The 22,976-nt window shown below is 53.5% G+C and carries 13 protein-coding genes and 5 pseudogenes; 17 read left to right on the top strand and 1 reads right to left on the bottom strand.

The window, feature by feature from the left end; translation table 11 throughout:
• Positions 1-676: 676 nt before the first annotated feature.
• The 17 genes and pseudogenes from tssB to BJF97_RS16615 form a co-directional block, all read left to right on the top strand.
• Complete coding sequence (gene tssB, locus BJF97_RS16695) at positions 677-1,168, top strand: type VI secretion system contractile sheath small subunit (protein WP_014229069.1); 492 nt, start codon at positions 677-679, stop codon at positions 1,166-1,168.
• Positions 1,169-1,208: 40 nt separating this feature from the next.
• Positions 1,209-2,741, top strand: a complete 1,533-nt coding sequence (gene tssC / locus BJF97_RS16690) for a type VI secretion system contractile sheath large subunit (protein WP_038423429.1) — start codon at positions 1,209-1,211, stop codon at positions 2,739-2,741.
• Between the two features lie 20 nt (positions 2,742-2,761).
• The gene (gene tssK, locus BJF97_RS16685) at positions 2,762-4,102 is read left to right on the top strand and encodes a type VI secretion system baseplate subunit TssK (RefSeq protein WP_032693532.1); all 1,341 of its coding nucleotides are present in this window, start codon (positions 2,762-2,764) and stop codon (positions 4,100-4,102) included.
• Positions 4,099-4,788, top strand: a complete 690-nt coding sequence (tssL, locus tag BJF97_RS16680; RefSeq protein WP_032693533.1) for a type VI secretion system protein TssL, short form — start codon at positions 4,099-4,101, stop codon at positions 4,786-4,788. The genes tssK and tssL overlap by 4 nt, the downstream gene beginning before the upstream one ends.
• Positions 4,785-6,494 carry an OmpA family protein gene (locus BJF97_RS16675; RefSeq protein WP_032693534.1) on the top strand — a complete coding sequence of 570 codons (1,710 nt, stop codon included), beginning with the start codon at positions 4,785-4,787 and terminating at the stop codon, positions 6,492-6,494. Before tssL ends, BJF97_RS16675 begins: the two co-directional genes overlap by 4 nt.
• A 5-nt stretch (positions 6,495-6,499) precedes the next feature.
• On the top strand, positions 6,500-6,991 hold the full coding sequence (gene hcp / locus BJF97_RS16670; RefSeq protein ID WP_014839086.1) for a type VI secretion system effector Hcp: 492 nt from the start codon (positions 6,500-6,502) through the stop codon (positions 6,989-6,991).
• 286 nt (positions 6,992-7,277) lie between these two features.
• A pseudogene (locus BJF97_RS16665) lies at positions 7,278-7,607 on the top strand (Clp protease); the annotation flags it as partial.
• A 32-nt stretch (positions 7,608-7,639) separates the two neighbouring features.
• A complete protein-coding gene (locus BJF97_RS16660) occupies positions 7,640-9,982 on the top strand; it encodes a type VI secretion system Vgr family protein (RefSeq protein ID WP_032695051.1) in 2,343 nt (780 codons plus the stop codon).
• Positions 9,982-10,854, top strand: coding sequence for a hypothetical protein (locus BJF97_RS16655; protein WP_014838708.1), 873 nt, complete (start codon positions 9,982-9,984; stop codon positions 10,852-10,854). The genes BJF97_RS16660 and BJF97_RS16655 overlap by 1 nt, the downstream gene beginning before the upstream one ends.
• A gap of 24 nt (positions 10,855-10,878) precedes the next feature.
• Positions 10,879-13,998, top strand: a complete 3,120-nt coding sequence (locus BJF97_RS16650) for a T6SS effector BTH_I2691 family protein (RefSeq protein WP_042934109.1) — start codon at positions 10,879-10,881, stop codon at positions 13,996-13,998.
• A 100-nt stretch (positions 13,999-14,098) separates the two neighbouring features.
• The gene (locus BJF97_RS16645) at positions 14,099-14,839 is read left to right on the top strand and encodes a DUF6708 domain-containing protein (RefSeq protein ID WP_077253191.1); all 741 of its coding nucleotides are present in this window, start codon (positions 14,099-14,101) and stop codon (positions 14,837-14,839) included.
• Between the two features lie 104 nt (positions 14,840-14,943).
• Positions 14,944-15,667 (top strand): annotated as a pseudogene (locus BJF97_RS16640) (DUF6708 domain-containing protein).
• Positions 15,668-15,771: 104 nt separating this feature from the next.
• Positions 15,772-16,536 (top strand): DUF6708 domain-containing protein, encoded by a 765-nt coding sequence (locus BJF97_RS16635; protein WP_070082939.1) that lies wholly within the window; start codon positions 15,772-15,774, stop codon positions 16,534-16,536.
• Between the two features lie 104 nt (positions 16,537-16,640).
• A pseudogene (locus tag BJF97_RS35685) lies at positions 16,641-17,381 on the top strand (DUF6708 domain-containing protein).
• A gap of 104 nt (positions 17,382-17,485) precedes the next feature.
• The gene (locus BJF97_RS16625; RefSeq protein WP_064388264.1) at positions 17,486-18,199 is read left to right on the top strand and encodes a DUF6708 domain-containing protein; all 714 of its coding nucleotides are present in this window, start codon (positions 17,486-17,488) and stop codon (positions 18,197-18,199) included.
• Positions 18,200-18,220: 21 nt separating this feature from the next.
• The gene (locus tag BJF97_RS16620) at positions 18,221-21,358 is read left to right on the top strand and encodes a T6SS effector BTH_I2691 family protein (protein WP_064388266.1); all 3,138 of its coding nucleotides are present in this window, start codon (positions 18,221-18,223) and stop codon (positions 21,356-21,358) included.
• A gap of 11 nt (positions 21,359-21,369) precedes the next feature.
• Positions 21,370-21,585 (top strand): annotated as a pseudogene (locus tag BJF97_RS16615) (DUF6708 domain-containing protein); the annotation flags it as partial.
• Between the two features lie 42 nt (positions 21,586-21,627).
• Here the strand turns inward: BJF97_RS16615 and BJF97_RS16610 are convergent.
• Positions 21,628-22,837 (bottom strand): annotated as a pseudogene (locus tag BJF97_RS16610) (IS256 family transposase).
• Positions 22,838-22,976: the final 139 nt, after the last annotated feature.

Here is a 22,976-nt window from a genome sequence, read left to right as displayed (position 1 = left end):
TCTCTGGCGACTTGACTGGGATGGCTCACCGTAGAAAGACGTTGTCTCTCTCTGTCCACGGGGAGGGCGCAAGGAAGGTTATAGGGCATGATATGAGTGAGAGGCATTATTGTAAGTTGTGTTTTAATATATCCGCTGAATGAAATGCCGCTATTTCTTTTGCGCTCAGCGCGAATCTATACATTGTCCGGTTTAACCATCGATACCGGATATTTGGCAGATATTATTTGTGAGTTTTATATTAATCCTGGCAGCCATTAATTATAGCCATATTAAAATCCACTACTGGACTTTTTTATAGCCGGTAAACGATAAAAAATAATTTATTTCTTACGCCCCTGTTCGCGCGCGTTTCAGCATCCGGAACGACCAGTATTTGTGTTACATATTGATTTGCATCAATCAACGCTGCCTGTTCAGATATGAATTTAATTCACATTCCTCTGTCAGGTATACATCCTGCCTTTAATTAATGTAAGAAAAGAGTTGTTATTACATACCGGCTTTGTTTGTCTGATGATTTTCATTTTTACATTTGCCTTAAGATGCCTGAGGAAAGTCTTATAATGGACTTTGCAACCGGCAGGTTGATATTTTTTGACGCTTTGCTCTACTATATCCGGGTCTTCACACACCGTTATCTTTAACACATTATTCCTCACGGGAAGGGACTGCTATGGCTGATACGTTCCAGAATGAGGTGCCCAAGGCACGCATTAATTTAAAGCTGGCTCTGCACACAGGAGGCGCGCAGAAGAAAGTCGAGCTGCCGCTGAAACTCCTCACCATCGGTGATTTCAGTAATGGCAAAGAAGACCGGCCATTATCGGAAAGAGCAAAAATCAACGTCAATAAAAATAACTTCAACAGCGTACTTTCGGAATTCAGCCCGGAAATCAGCCTCACGGTACAGAACACGCTGGCCGGCGATAGCGCCGAAGAAAATATTCAGCTCCGCTTCGCCGATATGAAAGATTTCGAACCGGAGCAGGTGGCCCGCCAGATCCCCCAGCTCCGCGCCATGCTGGCGATGCGTAATTTATTACGCGACCTCAAATCCAACCTCCTTGATAACGCCACTTTCAGAAAAGAGCTTGAGAAAATCCTGAAAGACCCGGCGCTGACGCAGGAATTACGCGACGAAATGAGCGCGCTGGCCCCGAAATAAACGGCGTGCGTTATTTAATGGATTAACCGGGAATATGCTGATGTCTGTAAATACTGAAACCGCCCCCGCGCAGGGGCAGACCGCTGTACTGGAAAAAGAGAGCGTTTACGCCTCCCTGTTTGACAAAATCAACCTGACCCCGGCGTCCCGCCTGGGCGATATTAACGACTTTCTGGATGATGCCGCGCTGTCCGACGCCCCGGCGGGCGAACGACTGACGGCGGCGATGCAGGTGTTTATGGACTGCATCCGTCAGTCCGGAAAGACCGTGGAGAAGCTCGACAAGACCCTGATTGACCACCATATCGCGGAGCTGGACTATCAAATCAGCCGCCAGCTGGACGCGGTGATGCACCATCCTGAGTTCCAGAAGGTGGAATCCCTGTGGCGCGGGCTGAAGCAGCTGGTGGACAGCACCGACTACCGCCAGAACGTCAAAACCGAAATTCTGGATGTCTCCAAAGACGATCTGCGCCAGGACTTCGAAGACGCGCCGGAGCTGATTCAGAGCGGTCTCTACTGGCACACCTACACCGCCGAGTACGACACCCCGGGCGGCGAGCCGATTGGCTCGGTGATCTCCGCGTATGAGTTCGACGCCAGCCCGCAGGACGTGGCGCTGCTGCGCAACATCTCCGGCGTCTCCGCCGCGGCGCATATGCCGTTTATCGGCGCCGTCGGCCCGGCCTTCTTTCTGAAAGAGTCCATGGAAGAGGTTGCCGCCATCAAGGATATCGGCAACTACTTCGACCGCGCCGAGTACATCAAATGGAAATCCTTTCGCGACACCGACGACGCGCGCTATATCGGCCTGGTGATGCCGCGCGTGCTGGGCCGCCTGCCGTATGGTCCGGACACCGTGCCGGTGCGCAGCTTCAACTACGTCGAGCAGGTGAAAGGCCCGGACCATGAGAAATACCTGTGGACCAGCGCCTCGTTCTCTTTCGCGTCCAATATGGTGAAAAGCTTTATTAATAACGGCTGGTGCGTGCAGATCCGTGGCCCGCAGGCGGGCGGAGCGGTGAAAGATCTGCCGATCCACCTCTACGATCTGGGCACAGGCAACCAGGTGAAGATCCCGTCGGAGGTGATGATCCCGGAAACCCGCGAGTTTGAGTTCGCCAGCCTCGGCTTTATCCCGCTGTCGTACTACAAAAACCGCGACTATGCCTGCTTCTTCTCGGCCAACTCCGCCCAGAAGCCGGCGCTGTACGACACCGCCGACGCCACCGCCAACAGCCGCATCAACGCCCGTCTGCCGTATATCTTCCTGCTGTCGCGCATTGCGCACTACCTGAAGCTCGTTCAGCGTGAAAACATCGGTACCACCAAGGATCGCCGCCTGCTGGAGCTGGAGCTCAACACCTGGGTGCGCGGTCTGGTGACGGAGATGACCGACCCGGGCGACGAGCTGCAGGCCTCACACCCGCTGCGCGACGCGAAGGTGGTGGTGGAAGATATCGAGGACAATCCGGGCTTCTTCCGGGTGAAGCTGTACGCGGTGCCGCACTTCCAGGTGGAAGGGATGGACGTGAACCTGTCTCTGGTTTCTCAGATGCCAAAGGCGAAATAATAAGCTAAGGCAGGAAGCCAATGAAAACGGAACAACCGTTATGGGGCAGGGGCGTTATGGTCTCTCCCCAGCACTTCCAGCAGCAGGCCGCGTATTCAGCCTGGTCTGCGGAATGTATCGCCCGACTCGGGCTTTCACATCCCTGGGGGATGATCGATGCCACATTCGAATCGGATGCACTGAAACTGGGCCGCCTGCAGGCCCGTCATCTGCATATCCGTTTCCCCGATGGGACATTAATCGATACGGATAACGCTGACGATTTGCCACCGGTACTGGCGCTTGAGAATGAATCACAGCACGTGGTGGTGGTACTGGCCCTTCCGCTGCTGCGGGCGAACGGCGGCAACTGCCTGAAACCCGATGAGGTGGCTGAGCGTCCTGTTCGCTATCGGCAGCGCTGGCGGGATGTCCGCAACGCCTTTGGGGAAGATACCCGCCAGATTGCGGTGATGCGCCCGGAGCTGACGCTGCGTTTCGCCCATCAGAATAACAGCGATTACCTGACCTGTCCGATCGCCCGCCTGCAGCAGGATTCGCAGAGGGCGTGGCAACTTGATGAGACGTTTCTTCCCCCGCTCCTGGCCATCCAGGGTAGCCGCTGGCTGATGACCCAACTGGAGCAACTGATGACCCAGTTGCGTACCCGCCTGAGCCGCCTGATGGATATGCGCAGGGAAAGCAACGAACGGATGGCGGATTTTGCCGTGGCCGATGTGTCCCTGTTCTGGTTGCTCAATGCTCTGAACAGCGCTGAGCCCGTGCTCGCACAGTTTCAGCGCCATCCGCAAAACCCACCGGAGCGTCTGTATCCGGAGCTGGCCCGTCTGGCGGGCAGCCTGCTGACCTTCTCGCTGGAGCACCAGGTGAGTGCGATCCCGGTCTGGCAGCATGAGCAACTGAATAACGTTTTCCCGCCGCTGTTTGATTTACTGGGTGACCTGCTGGAAGCCAGCCTGCCGTCGCGGGTGGTGGCGATTGAACTTGAGCACGATGCCCGGCTGCACTTCTGGCAGGCCCGTCTGCATGACCCGCGTCTGCGTGAAGGGGCGGATTACTACCTGTCCGTGCGTTCGCGGATGTCGGCGGCACAGCTGCAGGAGCAGTTCCCGCGTCAGTGCAAGATCGGCAGTCCCGATCATGTCAGAAGTATCGTCAACTCATCGCGGGTGGGCGTACCTCTCGCGCCACTGCGTCATGTACCGGCAGCCATTCCACTGCGTCTGGAAAACCAGTACTTCAGCCTTGATGTCTCTCACCCCCTGACCACCGAAATGCTCCAGAGCGGCACATGTATGTTTTACGTTCCGGGAATGCTCGGCGAGCCTGAACTTGAACTCTTTGCGGTACTGAGAACATGAGTGAGCGTAAACGCGGCGGCGCCGCGTCCATTGATATAGATGCCCTGCTTCAGGATACCTGGCTGCAGGTGATCAGCCTGCGTCACGGTCCGATATTCCAGGACGGGGAAGGGCGCACGCTTTGGGAACGCTGCATTGCTGATGTCGAACGAGTCCAGCGTGAGCTGAAAGCGAGCGAACTTGATGAAGCCAGCTGTCAGCATATTCTCACGGCACAGTGTGCGCTGCTCGATGAGGCGGTCAAAGGTCGCGGTGTGGAGGACGATGCCTGCGTGCAGTGGTATAACATTCCCCTGCAGGGGCTCTTCCTTGGCACTATGGACGCGGGTGACACGCTGTGCGATCGGATGCGCGATGTGCTGCGTGAACCGGCTCCTGACCACGCTGTTGTGACCTGCTTCCAGCGAGTCATGATGCTGGGTTTCCTCGGCAATTTCCGCTCCCTGAACGACCCTGAACGCCAGAAACTCATTAATGCACTTGATGAATATGTCACGCCGTTCAGCTATCCACAAACCCATCCAGTCCTGGTGGAAAGCCGCGCCGGACGGGAAATGGGCGGCTGGCTGGCATCATGGCCCGTACGTATTGGCCTGAGCGTGGTGGTGGTTGCCGCACTCTGGTGGGGACTGGATCGCTGGCTGGATCAGATGCTGCAGACCCTGTTGCCGGGAGCGGTGAAATGAGCCCTGCGCAACAGCGCGGACTTGCGCTGTGGGGCGCCTTGCTAAGTACCGTGGTCTGCCTGGGTTTTCTGTCGGTCACCCGACTGGTGTCAGTACTCGTTCTGCTTACCGTTCTGGGGCTTATCATGGCGTGCTGGTATGTCGCCAGTCGCCGCGCGCGGCATGACGTCACCCTGCAACTGGATAACCTACCGGAAGCCACTTACCGTCAGCCCGTGGTGCTGGTCTGCGGCGATCTGCCGCTGGCCTGGCCGCATCAATCACCGGTACTCATCGTCCCGCAGGGATGCTGGATCCGCGTGGAGGATCATCAGGATCTGGAGCAGGTAGCCCGCCAGATACTGTGGCTGCGCCCTGACTGGGGGCGTCAGCTGTCGGTAATGGTTTGTGTCTGTCCGCAGCAACACCCGGACAGCGAAGCCCTGACCAGTGGTCTGCTGACCCTGCGCTGGCGCATCAGCCAGCTGCGTAAAGAAACGGGTCATTCTGTGCCACTGATTCTGAATGGTCAGGTCGGCAGCGCGATGACGAATGACCTGTTCTGGCAGATGGCTCTCCCGGGTGAAGGGGTGAGGGTCTGGCGTGAATCTTCAGTTCCGGGCTCTGTCGCTGCATGGGTCACCGCCGGCGGAACGCCTGCGATGCAGCAGCAGGTGTTGATGAACAGCCTGATGAGCTGGTTCCATCAGCACGTCCAGGCTGTTTTTATGGATGAGAACCCCGATGTGCCGGTCATTGCCCCTGCCGCAGTGGTGTGGGGCATGAGACCAATCCTTGCCGGAAGCCTGGCCACATCGGCCTGGACGGCGTGGTTGTCCCATCATACCGCGATGCAACAGGTGACCGGCTGGCAGCCGGTGGGAACGGACAGTACGGTTATTTCCCCGTTGCCGGATTTTGTCCTGCCATTGCTGCCGGAAGGGCGAGGCCTGACGCCGCATGACAAAGCCTTCCGCCGTGCGCTCGGGATCTTCACGCTGGCGACTATCGCTGCGCTGCTCAGCAGTGGCTGGAACAATCGCCAGCAGCTGCAACGCGTGAGCTTTGATATTACCCGTTACGACCGCATCTCTATGGATGACTACGGCCCGAAAGCCGACGCCGTTGCGGCCCTGCGCGAGGATGCGGCATTGCTGGACGACCATGCACGTAACGGTGTACCGGCCCGGCTGAGCCTGGGTTTGTATCAGGGCGGGCGTCTGCGCATGCCGGTGCTGGAAGCGATCCGCTCGTATGTGCCGCCGCCACTGCCGCCTGAACCACAGCCGAAACCCAAACCGGTAGCGAAAATTATCCGCCTCGACAGCATGGCGCTGTTCGACTCGGGCAAGTACAACCTCAAGCCAGGCTCCACCAAAATGCTGATCAATTCACTGGTGGGCGTTAAGGCCAGACCGGGCTGGCTGATTGTCGTGTCCGGGCATACCGATAACACCGGCAATCCGCAACTGAACCAGACGCTTTCTCAGAAACGTGCCGAAGCGGTGCGTGACTGGATGCGCGACACCGGCGACGTGCCGGAAAGCTGTTTTGCGGTGCAGGGTTACGGCGAAAGCCGTCCTTTCGCCACCAACGACACCCCGGAGGGCCGTGCGCTCAACCGCCGTGTCGAAATCAGTCTGGTGCCGCAGGCGAATGCCTGCCAGCTGCCGGGCAACACACCCGCGTCATCGGATGATGGCGCGTCAAAAAATGAAATGGAGTAATTAACATGGCAATTCCTGTTTATCTTTGGCTGAAAGACGACGGCGGTGCGGACATTAAAGGTTCCGTGGACGTTCAGGATCGTGAAGGTAGCATCGAAGTTGTCGCTCAGGAGCATAACCTGTACATCCCGACCGATAACAACACCGGCAAACTGACCGGCACCCGTATCCACACGCCGTTCCTGTTCACCAAGGAAATCGACTCCTCCAGCCCGTATCTGTACAAGGCGGTGACCACCGGTCAGACCCTCAAGTCTGCGGAATTCAAGTGGTACAAGATCAACGACGCGGGCCAGGAAGTGGAGTACTTCAACACCAAACTCGAAAACGTGAAGGTGGTGAAAGTGAGCCCTGAAATGTACGACATCAAGGATCCTTCTAAAGAAAAGCACAACCATCTTGAGCGCGTAGAACTGCGTTACGAAAAAATCACCTGGACCTACAAAGACGGCAACATCATTCATTCCGATAGCTGGAACGAACGCGCCACCGCGTAATTGCCCGTCATACTTCGCGCCGCAGGTGCGTTGGCTACGTCCGCTCACCCCGGTTGCATAGTTATCTATGCTCCCGGGGATTCACGAACTTGCCGCCTGCCTGCAACACGAATTATTTAGGGCAATCGTCTGATGCGGGCGGGGTTTCCTGTCCACAGTTTTTTGCTGAGAGCCTGATATGCGGGCACTCAGCAAAGAAAAATACAATCTGTCTGCCTGACCTTATGCGCTTTGGTGAACAGCGAGGGGCGGTAGCGTGTCCAGGAACTGACAAAGAGAGAGATTCATGGAAAATCCAGCCAGCCTGTTGCGATGTCTGAACCCTTACTGTGCCCGTGCGATGGAAGGGGCGGCTTCGCTCTGTCAGACCCGCACCCATGCGAAAATTTTGCCGGGGCACTGGCTGCTGGCCTCGCTTGCCGGAGAGCTGAGCATCCGCAGCGTTCATCTGCTGATGGCGCTGGGCGGGAAACCTAACCTGGCTCGCTGTGATGGGCTGTGGCCCTTACTGACGCTTGGCCAGAGCCAACTGGAGCGCCTGCGCCCGTTACTGGATGCGCAATCTGACGAGCGGCCGGATCTGCAGCCGGAAATCGAACTGGCTCAGGGTATCGGACTGGAGTTTGACCTCACAGAAGGAGTGCACGCATGAGCAATAATCCTCCGTTAAGATTCAGCCACAGCCATCATCTGCTTTCGGTGAAAGGCTGTGACGCCGAGCCCGATGTACTGGCGTTTGAAGGCGATGAAGCCCTGAGCAAACCCTTCCGCTACCGTATTGAGTTCACCAGCGCTGACCATACCATCAGCAAAGAGATGATGCTGATGAAAGCGGCTTCCCTGACGCTGCAGGCCCCGGTTGACCAGGGCTACGGCATCAAAATCCAGCAGCCGGTGCGGGTGATTCAGGGAGTGGTGACGGGTTTTGAACGCCTTGGCACCTCAAAGGACGAAACCCGCTACGCCCTGACGCTTGAGCCACGCCTGGCGCTGCTTGACCGTTCGCACCAGAACGCCATTTATCAGGACATGTCGGTCCCACAAATCGTGGAAAAAATTCTGCGCGAGCGTCACAACATGCGCGGTCAGGATTTTCTGTTCTCGCTCTCAAAAGAGTATCCGCGCCGTGAACAGGTGATGCAGTACGGTGAGAACGACCTGCACTTTATCACCCGCCTGCTGGGTGAGGTCGGTCTCTGGTTTCGTTTTACCACCGACACGCGGCTGAACATCGACGTGGTGGAGTTTTACGACAGCCAGCAGGGGTATGAGAAAGGCCTGACGCTGCCGTCGGTGCCGCCATCCGGGCAGCATTCGCAGGGGGTGGACTCGGTGTGGGAGATGGAGAGCCATCATAACGTGGTGCAGAAGCAGGTCAGCACCCGCGATTACAACTACCGCCAGGCCACGGAAGACATGAACACCCTCGTTGATGCGACCAGGGGAGATGCCACCACTTACGGAGAGGCCTATCACTGGGCGGATAACTACCTGACGGCGGGAAACTCCCATGACCGTAATCCGGCACCGGAGTCCGGGGCGTTCTATGCCCGCATTCGTCACGAACGCTACCTGAATGGCCAGACGCAGACCCGGGCCGTCACCAGCTGCCCGACCCTCTCTCCGGGGATGCTGCTGAAAGTCACCGGCGGGTACGAAGTGGCTGAGGTGTTTGCGCAGGGCGTGGTCATCACGGCGATGCACAGCCATGCGCGACGTGATGAGGACTTTGGCATCAGGTTTGACGGTATCCCGGACAGCACTGATTTTAGTTTCCGTCCTGAGCCTGGCTCACGCCCGGCGATGGCCGGTACATTGCCGGCACGCGTCACGAGCACCACCGAGAACGACACCTACGGTCACATCGATAAAGACGGCCGCTATCGCGTCAACATGCTGTTTGACCGTGATAACTGGGAAACCGGGTTCGAGAGCCTGTGGGTGCGCCAGTCACGCCCGTATGCCGGTGACACCTACGGTCTGCACTTGCCGCTGCTGGCAGGCACCGAAGTGGCGATTGGTTTTGAGGACGGTAACCCGGACAGACCGTACATTTCTGGCGTACTTCACGACTCGGCGCACGGTGACCATGTCACTATCCGAAACTACAAACGTAACGTCCTGCGCACTCCGGCGAACAACAAAATCCGCCTTGATGACGAGCGCGGGAAAGAGCATATCAAGGTGTCGACGGAGTACGGCGGCAAGAGCCAGCTGAATCTCGGACATCTGGTCGACAGCAAGAAACAACAGCGCGGGGAAGGTTTTGAACTCAGGACGGACAGCTGGGGGGCTATTCGTGCACAGCAGGGTATTTTCATCACCGCAGATGCACAAATCAAAGGTCAGGGACAGGTTCTGGCGATGGATGCGGCGCTGGGGACACTCAATCAGGCGCAGCAGTTAGCGAAATCACTGGGCGATGCTGTAGCCACTGCACAGGCTGAACTCGCGCAGATCCAGGCGCAAAAAACATTGCTGGGATCCTCTCTCAAGGATCTGCAGCAGTCCGCGTTGCTGATGAGCGCCCCGGACGGGATAGCTCAGGTATCACCGCAAAGCATCCAAATCAGCAGCGGACAGAACTTTATTCAGACCTCCGGCGAGAACAGTGACTTTAGCGTCTTCAAAAAATTCACCGTTGCGGCAGGCGAGATCATCAGCCTGTTTGCCAAAACGCTGGGCATCAAGATGTATGCCAATAAGGGTAAGGTTGATATTCAGGCACAAGGGGATGCAATGATGCTGACCTCCCTGAAAAGCATGACCATCATCAGTAAAGACGATGAGGTGGTGATTCAGGCAAGCAAGAAAATTACTTTATGTTGCGGTAAAACCGCTGTGGTCATCGACCCGTCTGGCGTCAATATTCTGACGCCTGGTGATGTGAATGCCAAATCAGCCAGCCTGAACCATCTGGCATCACAGAGCTTCAGCCCGGCACAACCTGAACTGCCACCGGCGGCCAGTTGTGTGGAGAGTGCGCTCTGATGGATACCCTCACTAACTTAACTGATGCCCTGAATGCCAGACAGAATGAATACCGCTACCTGGTGCTTGATCCGCTAAAAAAGGTGGCGAGCTGGGATCCTCTGCACGCAGACATGCTCAGGAATAGCCACGGTAGCGATGCCCTGCGCAGGATATTGCGTCCGGATTTAGCCTGGTCGCCGGAGCATTGTCCGATTCTGCTGTTGCTTGCTTCTCCGGGCGGGTCTCTGGATGAAGATCTGGTCCGAAGCAGTGAAACCTATGCATTCGGAGAAGCACTGTACGAGAAGCGCTATGTCTGCGGCTGGCTGAATTCAGCACTTTCGCCTGATGAAATGGCTGTCTGGCTGGCTGATTTGTGCAAACACATCAAACCGGGCGTCAGTATCCCTGCGTTCGAACCCCTGCGCCTTGAACTGTTGCAGGCGACTGCTGACCCTGAGTTGCTGGCAGGTCTGCTTGCCGCAACGACTCAGTGGCACTGGATGTCCTGTACGGGTGAACTGAGGACACTGAGTGGTAAATCCGGTGGTGATGCCTGGATGCTGAACTGGGGAGCTGAACACGCACAAGCTGAAGTCCGTAATATCTGGCGTTTGCTGTCTGCCTGGCATGAATCAAATGACGCTTTACCTCCAGAGGCTGTGCGTCTTGCGGCTGATGCCTGGTTTGCCGCTGATAAATCGGGGCTGCATCATCTCAGTGACCGGCTATGCCTGGCGCTCAATGCCCTGACCTTGCCCGTTGATATCACTACACATGCAGTCGTACAGGCCCGACTGCAGGAAGCCGCGGAAAACCCGGCACTGCACTTTACCCAACTGCTTCAGACCCTCCCGGACTTTGTCTGGCAGGAGCTGCGTCAGGCATGACGCGACTGAGAAAGGAATTTGATAATGGATATGAAAGCACAGGTAAATAAAAACGCAGCGGCAATTCAGCAGGCAGCATCCACACCTTCAGGCTGTAAGTCGTGTGAGCGTAAAGGAGTTGCGATATACCCGTTACGTGTGGCTGCAGTCCCGGCTTCTCTGGTAAATACCGGCTGGCATCCTGCCGTCCCTCACCAGGACATAGAGCTTAAGGGGGGCGAGTTCAAATACGCCCTGCGTACACTGCGCGAGGGTTATGTGTATGTTCTGGCTGATAAACAGGTCTGGTATGCCTACCAGGTCACCCCGCAGGGCTTTTTGCGCATGTTCAATGCGAAGGAAATGCCGGAAGGAGGGAAAGTGGAACCTCTGAGTGCCGCCTGCCTGCAGCAGAATCATGATATCCGCAGCAGCTTTATCAATATCGATCCGAAGCATACTCATGCAGCCGTGGCCTTCAGCAATGACCCGTGGCCCCGTGAAGTGCTGGCGAAATATAAACAAGCCGGTGCTTCGGCACCGCGTTTTACGCAAGTGACTATTGCTGATGGGAAAACAGTGACAATTGAAGGTGCGGGGCGCAGCCTGGAGCTTGACCCCACGCTCTCAACTCTGACAAAGAACGTGCTGGAGTTTGCGACAGAAAAATTTCCGGGTATTGTCGGAAAAGAAGGGCAGCCCGATGGCGCGTATGGTTTTTATCCCCGAAGGGATATCAGGAAGCAGACGGCGCTGGGTAATAAGGTCGCGGAGTTACAGGAGCTGTACGGTGCAGTGCATGCCATTGTGCTGGATGATGCCATCGGGATTGTTCAGGAACTTAATCACGCCCGCCTGGATGTGGTGGATGCGCTGGCGAAATATCGTTCTAAACCCGCGAATCTTCATCAGGGCACCATTTCCGACACGATTTTGTCAATTCAGGAACTGATGACAAAGCAGGTGGATGCGGATAAAAGCATTAAGCCTGTCACTATCCCGCCTTTTACTGATTCCCCCTTCGATCAGGGAATAACCTTCAGCCGTGAAGATATGGTTGCCGCCACCAAACGTTCTGCGCTGGAGAGGATGCAGGAATATTACAGCGAACCCAGTCGCGCTAAATTTGCCCGGGAATTTAAAGCCGTGGTGGACGGCTATCAGCAAAAAATAACGGCGGTGGCGAAGGATCTGGATGCCTGGTATCACTCGGCTTTATGGCTGACGGTGATCAAACAGGACTATTCCCCGGTAACCAGTGTAATCAGCTGGGCGGCTCAGCTTAACATGCTGGCCGCCAGTTTGCAGGGGGCGATGGCAGGAATGGATAAGGACAAATCGGCCTGGCATGACTGGATGGAAAGTCCGGACAGTCCGCCATTTTTGTCTCTCCTTGGCAAACAGTCTGGGCTAATCGCGGCGGTCTACAACGGTTCAGCAAACTACACCAATATGAAGACCCTGCTGAACAGTCAGGAAGTCTGTGACTTTGTGGACAGCATCAACTTCAGCCAGCCCGTAAGCAGCCTGACGATGTCGATGAACGGCGCATTCAGCATGATTGGCGAGAAGATTTCCGCCAAAGCGAACGCAGGATTCGGGCGGGTACTTCAGGCAATGGCCTATGCTGCAGAAGGTGAACCTGCTGTTACTATTTTTTCGGGTGAAATCACCGTTCGTGAATTTCAGAATATCATGCTTAAGCAGCTGGATGGGCACGGTCGTCCCGTTTGGGGGACCATGCGGGGAGGCATCACGACCTCCCATGCCGGTACCTGGCTGCAGGTAACTGATCCCGTCATACTTGAGCGAAAAATTCACGTACGCTATGCCTCCTTACTGAAAGATATTGAATCACCGGTCTATAAGCAGGCAGCACGCAAGGCGGGTTCCAGTTCGGCGGCCCTGAGTAAAGGCACGATGCTGAAAGACGGTAGCCATCTTTCCGGATTCCCGAATCTGATCCTCGCGCAGGATGCCGTAGACGCTTCTCTTACAACGGGTAGCATGAGTATGACGCTGGGGGATACGCTGAAAATAGCCCGTCAGCAGTACCAGCTTTCGCGACGGGTATTCAGCAGCAGCGGCCTGGGTCTGGTGCTGGGGGCCGCTATGCTGGGTCTGCAGAAAAGTGCCCTGGACGCCAACCTTAAAGCGCTGAAGGAGGCTGTGCCGGGGGATGCGCAGGCGGAAATGAAGCTGGCCTCCAGCGCGCTGATGGTGACAGCTTCGGCGGTGGAAATGGTCGGTTTTGGTCATATGATCGCCCGCTGGGGCACCAATCCCTGGGACGTCAAGCCCAATATGATAGTGCGTGGTGCTGAAATCTACGCCCATCCGCTGATCCGGGTTGCCGGGGTGATTGGAGGAGTGGCGTCGATTGTGGATGGGATTGCTCTGGGTGTGAAAGCCTGGGATGCAGCTAAATCAGGTGATTCTACAGCTTCAGCTGAATACTCAATCAGTGCATTCAGCACTTTTAGCGCTGGTGTTCTTGGTATTTATGCTGGTTTGGCCGGTGATTTTGCTCTTTTGGGGCCTGTAGGTATTTGTATTGGTTTGGCCATCTTAGGCGCGGTACTGGCAACCATGGCGGCAGATGAAGTTCGTTCACCGCTGGAAGTATGGCTCAGTGACACCTGTTTCGGCCTCAAGCGAGCCGAACATGAAAAACACTGGGATGCTAACAGTCTTACGGATCTTCAGGCCGCGATGAAAGCATACTACACCATTGCTAGCGGCGTCTCTGCAGAAATCCGGCGTGAAAGAATGGCCGAAGTGGTGCTCAATTCTGCCGGGACGGGGCTGATTGCCGTGCAGGTGAAGCTGCCGGGGTGCAGTAAGATGGGTTCGGACTGGCTGATTGAACTGACGGCCAAAGGAAACGGTGGCAGTCAACTGCTGGCTCAGTCGGCGTGTTCAGGGAAGGTGACAAACGTGGAAACTGCGGCTAAGCAGAGTTTTGATATCACCCCGATGGGAATGGGATCGGCCACCTTGTCTGCTGATTCAGTAATGAAAGAAAGCTGGGAGACAAATGGGTTACTGCTGCAGGGAGAGTTTGCGTTTAACCGCATGAAATTCAGCAATGTGGAGCTCAACGTGACCTACTGGCCAGATAAGCACAAACCGGAAGAAAGTCTGCAGCTAACAACCAGCGCTTAAGGCAATTAAGGATAAAACGATGTCACAAGACGCTTTTTTTCAGGAGCAAAGTGAAGTTCAGCCAAAGCTTAATCCTCCCATATATCGCTGGCAGGAGGATATGCCAGAGAATAACCAGCCTCAGCTAGTGCCTCCCCAGCTGATTTGGTTAAATACGAAAAATAGTATCTGGATGGAAGTTCCACGCTACGAAGGGGTTGTCTGGGGGGGGATGATTTTGGGTGCCATTATGACATTGGCTATTATTGTTTTCATGACGGTTCTAGGATGGTTAATTGAGCAGGAGCTTAATGGGGAGGGAATTTTAATTATTTATGCTTTTGGTGATTTCTTTCTCATTACGCTGATGTCCATGTTTTTAAAAATTTATTTTTTTGAACCCCGAGATCAGCCTATACGACTGAACAAGCAACGACAGGCGATTTATACTTTCAATTATAAAAGAAAATGGTGGAATCCCTGGGCCAGATGGCCAGCCACTGTCAAAGCCTATCACTGGCCCGATATTCACGGCGAGATGCGGTTTTCCAGCGACCGCTATACCGGGGGTTTTCAGCTGTTTGCTTCCGTCTGTCAGCCAGGAACGCTGAACGTGACGGAACGCTTCCAGATTGCCAGCGGCTCGCCTGCTCAGCTGCAGCAGCTCTGGAGCTATCTGTGCCTGTATATGAAAGGTGAGCCCGTGCCGGATGAGGCGGTGAATAAAGGCCGCCCTGATTTCTGGTGTCCGCGTAAAGCGGATAAATGGCCTGCAGAAATGGAACGTGAATCCACTACTGCGCCGGACAGTGAACTTTCTGCTCTCCGCGCCTGTAGCGAACTATCTGATAAGACGAGTTAATCGCCAGTGCTAAGGACAAGATAATGTCTCAGGACGCAATTTTTCAGGGCCAGAGCGAGGCTCGGCCAAAGCTTAATCCTCCCATATATCGCTGGCAGGAGGATATGCCGGACAATAGCCAGCCTCAGCTGGTGCCTCCCCAGCTGATTTGGTTAAATATTAAAAATACTATCTGGATGGAAATTCCGCGCTATGAAGCGATTATGTGGGGGGATGGTTTTTGGCATAGTGATTCAATTTTTTACTATTGTCATGTTTTTCTGTTTTTTATTTGGAAGTGATGTGTTTTCATTGGTTTTATTAACGTTGGCTTCATTTATTTCATTTACACTGATGTTGACTTATATTCGGATGAGTTTTTATATTCCACGAGATCAACCCATTCGCTTAAACAGAAAACGTCAAAAAATCTATACCTTCGATTATAAAAGAAAATGGTGGAATCCCTGGGCCAGATGGCCAGCCACTGTCAAAGCCTATCACTGGCCCGATATTCACGGCGAGATGCGGTTTTCCAGCGATCTCTATACCGGGGGTTTTCAGCTGTTTGCTTCCGTCTGTCAGCCAGGAACGCTGAACGTGACGGAACGCTTCCAGATTGCCAGCGGCTCTCCTGCTCAGCTGCAGCAGCTCTGGAGCTATCTGTGTCTGTACATGCAAGGCGAGTCCGTGCCGGATGAGGCGGTGAATAAAGGTCGCCCTGATTTCTGGTGTCCGCGTAAAGCGGATAAATGGCCTGCAGAAATGGAACGTGAATCCACTACTGCGCCGGACAGTGAACTTTCTGCTCTCCGCGCCTGTAGCGAACTATCTGATAAGACGGGTTAATCGCCAGTGCTAAGGACAAGATAATGTCTCAGGACACAGTTTTTCAGGGCCAGAGCGAGGCTCGGCCAAGGCTTAATCCTCCCATATATCGCTGGCAGGAGGATATGCCGGAGAACAACCAGCCTCAGCTGGTGCCTCCCCAGCTGATTTGGTTAAATACAAAAAATACTATCTGGATGGAAATTCCGCGCTATGAAGGGGTTGTCTGGGGAGGGATGATTTTTGGCGGAGTAATTACTCTTGCAGCAACTTTATTTATAATGGTTATCTCATTTTTTGTCATGGGCGATATTATCGATAATTTAGGTTTTAGCGTGGATGGCACAGGTTTAATGATGTTGTTTTTTTTTATCAATTACAGCCTTTTATCATTGGTTATCTTGTTTTTAAAAGTTTATTTTTTTGAACCCCGAGATCAACCTGTTCGTCTAAATTCAACACGCCAAATAATCTATACCTTCGATTATAAAAGAAAATGGTGGAATCCCTGGGCCAGATGGCCAGCCACTGTCAAAGCCTATCACTGGGCAGATATTCACGGTGAGATGCGTTTTTCCAGCGACCGTTATACAGGAGGTTTTCAGCTGTTTGCATCTGTCTGCCAGCCAGGAACGCTGAACGTGGTGGAACGCTTCCAGATTGCCAGTGGCACTCCTGCTCAGCTGCAGCAGCTCTGGAGCTATCTGTGCCTGTATATGAAAGACGAGCCCGTGCCGGATGAGGCGGTGAATAAAGGCCGCCCTGATTTCTGGTGCCCGCGTAAAGCGGATAAATGGCCTGCAGAAATGGAACGTGAATCCACTACTGCGCCGGACAGGGAACTTTCTGCTCTCCGCGCCTGTAGCGAACCATCTGATAAGACGAGTTAATCGCCAGTGCTAAGGACAAGATAATGTCTCAGGACGCAATTTTTCAGGGCCAGAGCGAGGCTCGGCCAAGGCTTAATCCTCCAATATACCGCTGGCAGGAGGATATGCCGGACAATAACCAGCCTCAGCTAGTGCCTCCCCAGCTGATTTGGTTAAATATTAAAAATAGTATCTGGATGGAAATTCCTCGTTATGAAGGGGTTGTTTGGGGAGGGATGCTATTTGGCGCTATATTGTCTTTGTTGGTTTTATTGTTTTATTTTTTGTTGACTCTGTCTATGCTTGGGCTTGAACAGGATATAAATATTATTACCACATCCATTATTGGTGATTTTATACTTATATCTCTTACGGTGATGTTTTTTAAATGTTATTTTTTTTGCTGCGAGAGATCAACCTATTCGTTTGAATAGTAAGCGCCAAAAAATCTATACCTTCGACTATAAAAGAAAATGGTGGAATCCCTGGGCCAAATGGCCAGCCACTGTCAAAGCTTACCACTGGGCAGATATTCACGGTGAGATGCGTTTTTCCAGCGACCGCTATACCGGGGCTTTCAGCTGTTCGCTTCCGTCTGTCAGCCAGGAACGCTGAACGTGGTGGAACGCTTCCAGATTGCCAGTGGCTCTCCTGCGCAGTTGCAGCAGCTCTGGAGCTATCTGTGCCTGTATATGAAAGGCGAGCCTGTGCCGGATGAGGCAGTCAACAAAGGTCGCCCTGATTTCTGGTGCCCGCGTAAAGCGGATAAATGGCCTGCTGAATTGGAACGAGAATCCACCACCGGGCCGGATACTGAACTTTCTGCTCCCCGAGCCTGTAGCAAACTATCTGATAAGACGAGCTAATCGCCAGTGCTAAGGACAAGATAATGTCACAGGACACATTTTTTCAGAGTCAAAGTGAGACTCAGCCAAGGCTTAACCCTCCCATATACCGCTGGCAGGAGGATATGCCAGAGAATAACCAGCCTCAGTTAGTGCCTCCTCAGCTAATTTGGTTAAATATAAAAAACAGTATCTGGATGGAAATTCCTCGTTATGAAGCGATTATGTGGGGGGGGATGGTTTTTGGAATAGTAATTCAATTTATTACCATTGTTATTTTTTTTGTTTTTTTATTTGATGATGATGTTTTTTCATTAGTTTTATTAGCTACGGCTTCATTTGCTTCATTTACATTGATGTTGACTTATATTCGAATGTGTTTTTATATTCCACGGGATCAGCCCATTCGTTTGAATAGTAAGCGTCAAAAAATCTATACCTTCGATTATAAAAGGAAATGGTGGAATCCCTGGGCCAAATGGCCAGCCACTGTCAAAGCTTACCACTGGGCAGATATTCACGGTGAGATGCGTTTTTCCAGCGACCGCTATACCGGGGGCTTTCAGCTGTTCGCTTCCGTCTGTCAGCCAGGAACGCTGAACGTGGTGGAACGCTTCCAGATTGCCAGTGGCTCTCCTGCGCAGTTGCAGCAGCTCTGGAGCTATCTGTGCCTGTATATGAAAGGAGAGCCTGTGCCGGATGAGGCAGTCAACAAAGGTCGCCCTGATTTCTGGTGCCCACGAAAAGCAGATAAATGGCCTGAAGCACTGGAAATTGAATCAACCACCGCTGTAGAAAAAGTTTTTCCCTGCACTGACAGCGCTCTGCTGGCTTTCTGAATGACTACAGGAAATAAACAAATGGATATGAGAGCACAGGTAAATAAAAACGCAGCGGCAAGTCAGCAGGCAGCATCCACACCTTCAGGCTGTAAGTCGTGTGAGCGTAAGGGGGTTGCGATATACCCGCTACGTGTGGCTGCAGTCCCGGCTTCTCTGGTGAATACCGGCTGGCATCCTGCCGTTCCTCACCAGGATGTGGGGCTGAAGGGGGGCGAGTTTAAATACGCCCTGCGAACACTGCGCGAGGGCTATGTGTATGTTCTGGCAGATAAACAGGTCTGGTATGCCTACCAGGTCACCCCGCAGGGCTTTTTGCGCATGTTCAATGCGAACGAAATGCCGGAAGGAGGGAAAGTGGAGCCTCTGAGTGCCGCCTGCCTGCAGCAGAATCATGATATCCGCAGCAGCTTTATCAATATCGAGCCGAAGCATACCCATGCAGCCGTGGCCTTCAGCAATGACCCGTGGCCCCGGGAAGTGCTGGCGAAATATAAACAAGCCGGAGCCCCGGCCCCGCGTTTTACGCAAGTGACTATTGCTGGTGGGAAAACAGCGACAATTGAAGGTGCGGGGCGCAGCCTGACGCTTGACCCCACGCTTTCAGCTCTGACAAAGAACGTGCTGGAGTTTGCGACAGAAAAATTCCCGAGTATTGTCGGAAAAGAAGGGCAGCCCGATGGCGCGTATGGTTTTTATCCGCGAAGGGATATCAGGAAGCAGACGGCGCTGGGTAATAAGGTTGCGGAGTTACAGGAGCAGTACGGTGTGGTGCATGCCATTGTGCTGGATGATGCCATCGGGATGGTTCAGGAATTGAACAGTGCCAGAATGGATGTCGTTAAGGTAATGACCGACTATCAGGCTAAGACTGAAAATCGGCATAAGAAGATGATATCAGATGCCATTATACAAATTCGGGCCGGAATAGCGGAAAAAATAGCTACAGATCCCACCATCCGAGCGATTCCCGGAAAATATCCCATCAGCCGTGCCAAACGGGTATCCATGAAAACCCAGGATGCGATGGAGCGACTGGAGGACTATTACCATGAGTCAATTCGCGCTGAATTTGCCTCGGGTTATCAGTCAACGGTAGATGGCTACCAGCGGAAGCTGAAATCTGTCGTACAGGATTTAAGTGCGGCTTATCAGTCGGTTTTTTGGCATACCGTGATCGAGCATGATTATGCGCCAGAGATCAGTGTTATCAGTTGGGCTGCACTTCTGGGCATGCTAGCCGGTAATCTCCACGGTGGCATGGTAGGGATGGACAAAAGCGATAAAGCGACTGATGGCGGTAAAACCGTCTGGCTTTCATGGATGCAGGACCCGAAAAGTCCACCTTACAGGGCTTTGCTGGCAGGCAGAAAAGATCTGCCGACGTCGGTCTATGACGGGACGATGACTTACGCCAATCTTAAAACGCTGCTCAATAGCGACGAGATGGGGCATTTCCTTAACAGCGACGCCTTCAGGCAAACAACAGCAAGCCTGGTGATGTCGCTGAATGGGGCGTTCAGTCAACTGAGCAACGTGCTTTCAGCGAAAGCGGAAGCCGGGTTTGTCCGGACAATGTCGGCCCTGGCCTGTGCCGCAGGTGAAGGGCCTGTGGTGGCGGTTTATTCCGGAGAAATGACCGTCAGGGATTATCAGAATGTCGTGCGTAAGCCATTAAATACCCACGGACAATCAGTTCTGACTCAACGTCTTGAGAATGCTGATAGTATCATCAGTGCTTCCCGGGCTGGTCACTGGCCTGAAATCACCGACCCGGTAATCCTGGACCGTAAAATTCAGGTCAAACTGGCGGCTCCTTTGAAAACGGTTGACTCGTTGATGTTTAAGCAGGCAGCACGCAAGGCGGGGACGAGCGCGTCGGCGATAAAATCGGGGAACTTGCTTAAAAATCCATCTCAGTTGGCAGGACTGCCGGACCTGACACCAGAGATAGTCAGCCACTCTCTGACAACAGGGGAAATTCCTTTAAGCGCCGCAGATATGCGCAGAGTCGCAGGCTTTCAGTCTGAACTGCCGCCGAGTTTTTATGCAGGCAGCCTGGGACTGGTGCTAGCCGGAGTCATGCTTGGTTTTCAGATCCATACCATGCACGAGAATATGAAATCGCTGAAAACCTGGCTACCTGACTCACAATCTGTAATGTCGCTTGGCTCGGGAACGCTTTTAATGATGGCGACTGGGGCAGAAATCGTCGGGCAGACCTATACGATGTTCCAGGCGAGCAAAGAGATGGTGCACCCAATGCTGAAAGTGGCTGGAGTGATCGGTGGCGTGGCGGTGGTTATTGATGGTGTTTTTTTAGAGTTTAAAGCTTGGGATGTATTTAAGTCTGGTGACACAAAAGCCGGGATTGAATATGCCTTTGCTGGATTTGTTACAGGCCTCGCTGGTCTTGTAGGATCAGTTTTTGGAGCCGCAGGGAATTTTGCTCTCATTAGTGATACGTTCATTTTAGGGCCTGTTGGCTGGTGTCTCGCTCTGGGAATTATTGCTCTTGTACTGACATCTGCAGCAGCTAGCAATGTGCGATCGCCACTTGAACGCTGGTTGACCCATACCTGTTTTGGCGTGGTTGAAAAGCGCGGCGGTAAAGAGAAAGCCTGGAGTGCCGCCAGCCTGAGTGATTTGCAGGAAGCGATGAAAGAATTACATACCATTGCCAGCGGTGTTTCAGCGCAGCTGGTTCGCGACCGGATCACTGAGTTCTCGTTCAATTCCACGATATCGGGAACCGAGATGGTGTCCGTTCTGGCGACCCTTCCCGATTATAGCCAGTCCGGTTCAGACTGGCTGGTTGAGTTAGCTGCCATTGGGAGTGGTGGGCGTGAGGTGCTGGCGCGTAACGGTTCCCCGACAAAGCTTGCAGGCCTGGCCAAACCAGTGCCTCAGGCTGTTGAATTGACTCATATCATGAGCATGAATGCGGTAGTCGTTCCACCTGCCATTAAAATGACCTCTGCGCCTGCACTGGATGAAACGCTAGTCACGGCGGGTACCAGTAAAATACTGCAGCTGAGTGGAGAATACCCGCTAAATACCCGGCGCTTCACGGGCATGGAGCTGAAAGTCAGTTACTGGCCAGACAAAACGTATCCAGAAGAAATTTTGCAACTTTCAGCCACCATGGACAGCCAATAAGGGACTGGAGTATGACTGATAATTTTTTTGATCGTGCAAAACCGAAGCTTAATCCTCCCGTCAGTGCCTGGAAGGAGGACCTGCCGGAGAATAATCAACCACAATTAGTACCTCCGCAGTTGCTCTGGCTAAATAAAATAAATGACACCTGGCTGGAAATTCCTCGTTACGATAAAGGGATGACCTGGTGGGGAATGATTCCTTCTGCAGTATTAATGCTTGGTTTTACCATCTAGAGCCTGTACACCATTCTGTGTAAATGCCTTTTCTCAGAAGTGACCGCTCAGGCGGTCACCGAACTCGATGATAAAACGGCTCATTGCCATGCGCCAGTCCCTCAGCGGCATCGTCCATTTTTGTGAGGCGGCCTGGATTGCCAGCCACACGACCTTTTTCACTGACTCATCCGTCGGGGAACACCTTGCGCTTTTTGATCGCATGCCTGATCACGCTGTTCAGTGACTCAATGGCGTTGGTCGTGTAGATGACTTTGCGGATATCTGCCGGGTAGGCGAAGAACGTCGCAAGGTTCACCCAGTTTGCCGTCCAGCTCCGGCTTATCTGCGGATAGCGGCTGTCCCAGGCGCTGGCGAACGCTTCCAGCGCCTGCAGACCTGCTTCTTCCGTCGGCGCCTGGTAAATCGCCTTCAAATCGCGGGTAACGGCCTTGTAATCTTTCCAGGAGACGAACCGCAGGCTGTTGCGCACCATATGTACGATGCACAGCTGGATGCGGGCCTCCGGATATACCGCGTTTATGGCGTCCGGGAAGCCTTTCAGTCCGTCGACACAGGCGATGAGGATGTCGTTCAGGCCGCGATTCTTCAGTTCTGTCAGCACATTCAGCCAGAACTTCGCGCCTTCATTTTCGGCCAGCCACATACCCAGCAGTTCCTTCTGGCCTTCGATGTTGATGCCCAACGCCAGGAACACGGATTTATTGATGACGCGACTGTCCTGCCGGACCTTAAGGACAATACAGTCAAGGTAAACAATAGGATAGATTGCATCCAGTGGCCGGTTTTGCCACTCAACAACCTGCTCCATGACGGCGTCAGTGACTTTTGAGACCAGCGCTGGCGAGACATCCGCGTCGTACATCTCTTTGAATGCAGTCGCTATCTCGCGGGTGGTCATCCCTTTGGCGTACAGGGATAAAATCTGATTATCCATCCCGGTGATGCGGGTCTGGTTTTTCTTCAGCAACTGAGGCTCAAAGGTGGCTTCGCGATCCCGGGGAGTACGCAGTTCAAGTGGACCATCCGCAGTCGCTACGGTCTTTGTTGAGTAGCCGTTGCGGGTATTGGAGCCCGGTTTAGGCTGATTTTTATCGTACCCCAGATGGTGAGACATCTCAGCATTGAGAGCCGCCTCAACGCTGATTTTCTTCAGCAGACGATCGAACTGGCTAAGATCGTCGGGAGTTTTGAGATTTTTGGCCAGTTCATTAGCCAGAGCCTGCAACTGTTTTTCGTCCATAAAGTAACCTGCCTTTGATGTTGAATTGAACATATCAAAATCAGGCAATTACACAAATTTATGTACAGGCTCACCATCTACTCGCTTTATAGCATTGTCATAATGAAAATATCCTGGCATCTCAGCGGGAATATATTAC

Source organism: Klebsiella sp. LTGPAF-6F, assembly GCF_001753185.1.
In the GTDB taxonomy this organism is placed as follows: Bacteria; Pseudomonadota; Gammaproteobacteria; order Enterobacterales; family Enterobacteriaceae; genus Klebsiella; species Klebsiella michiganensis.
Note: the sequence above shows the minus strand (reverse complement) of the source record. Positions and strands in the feature narration are given on the sequence as shown.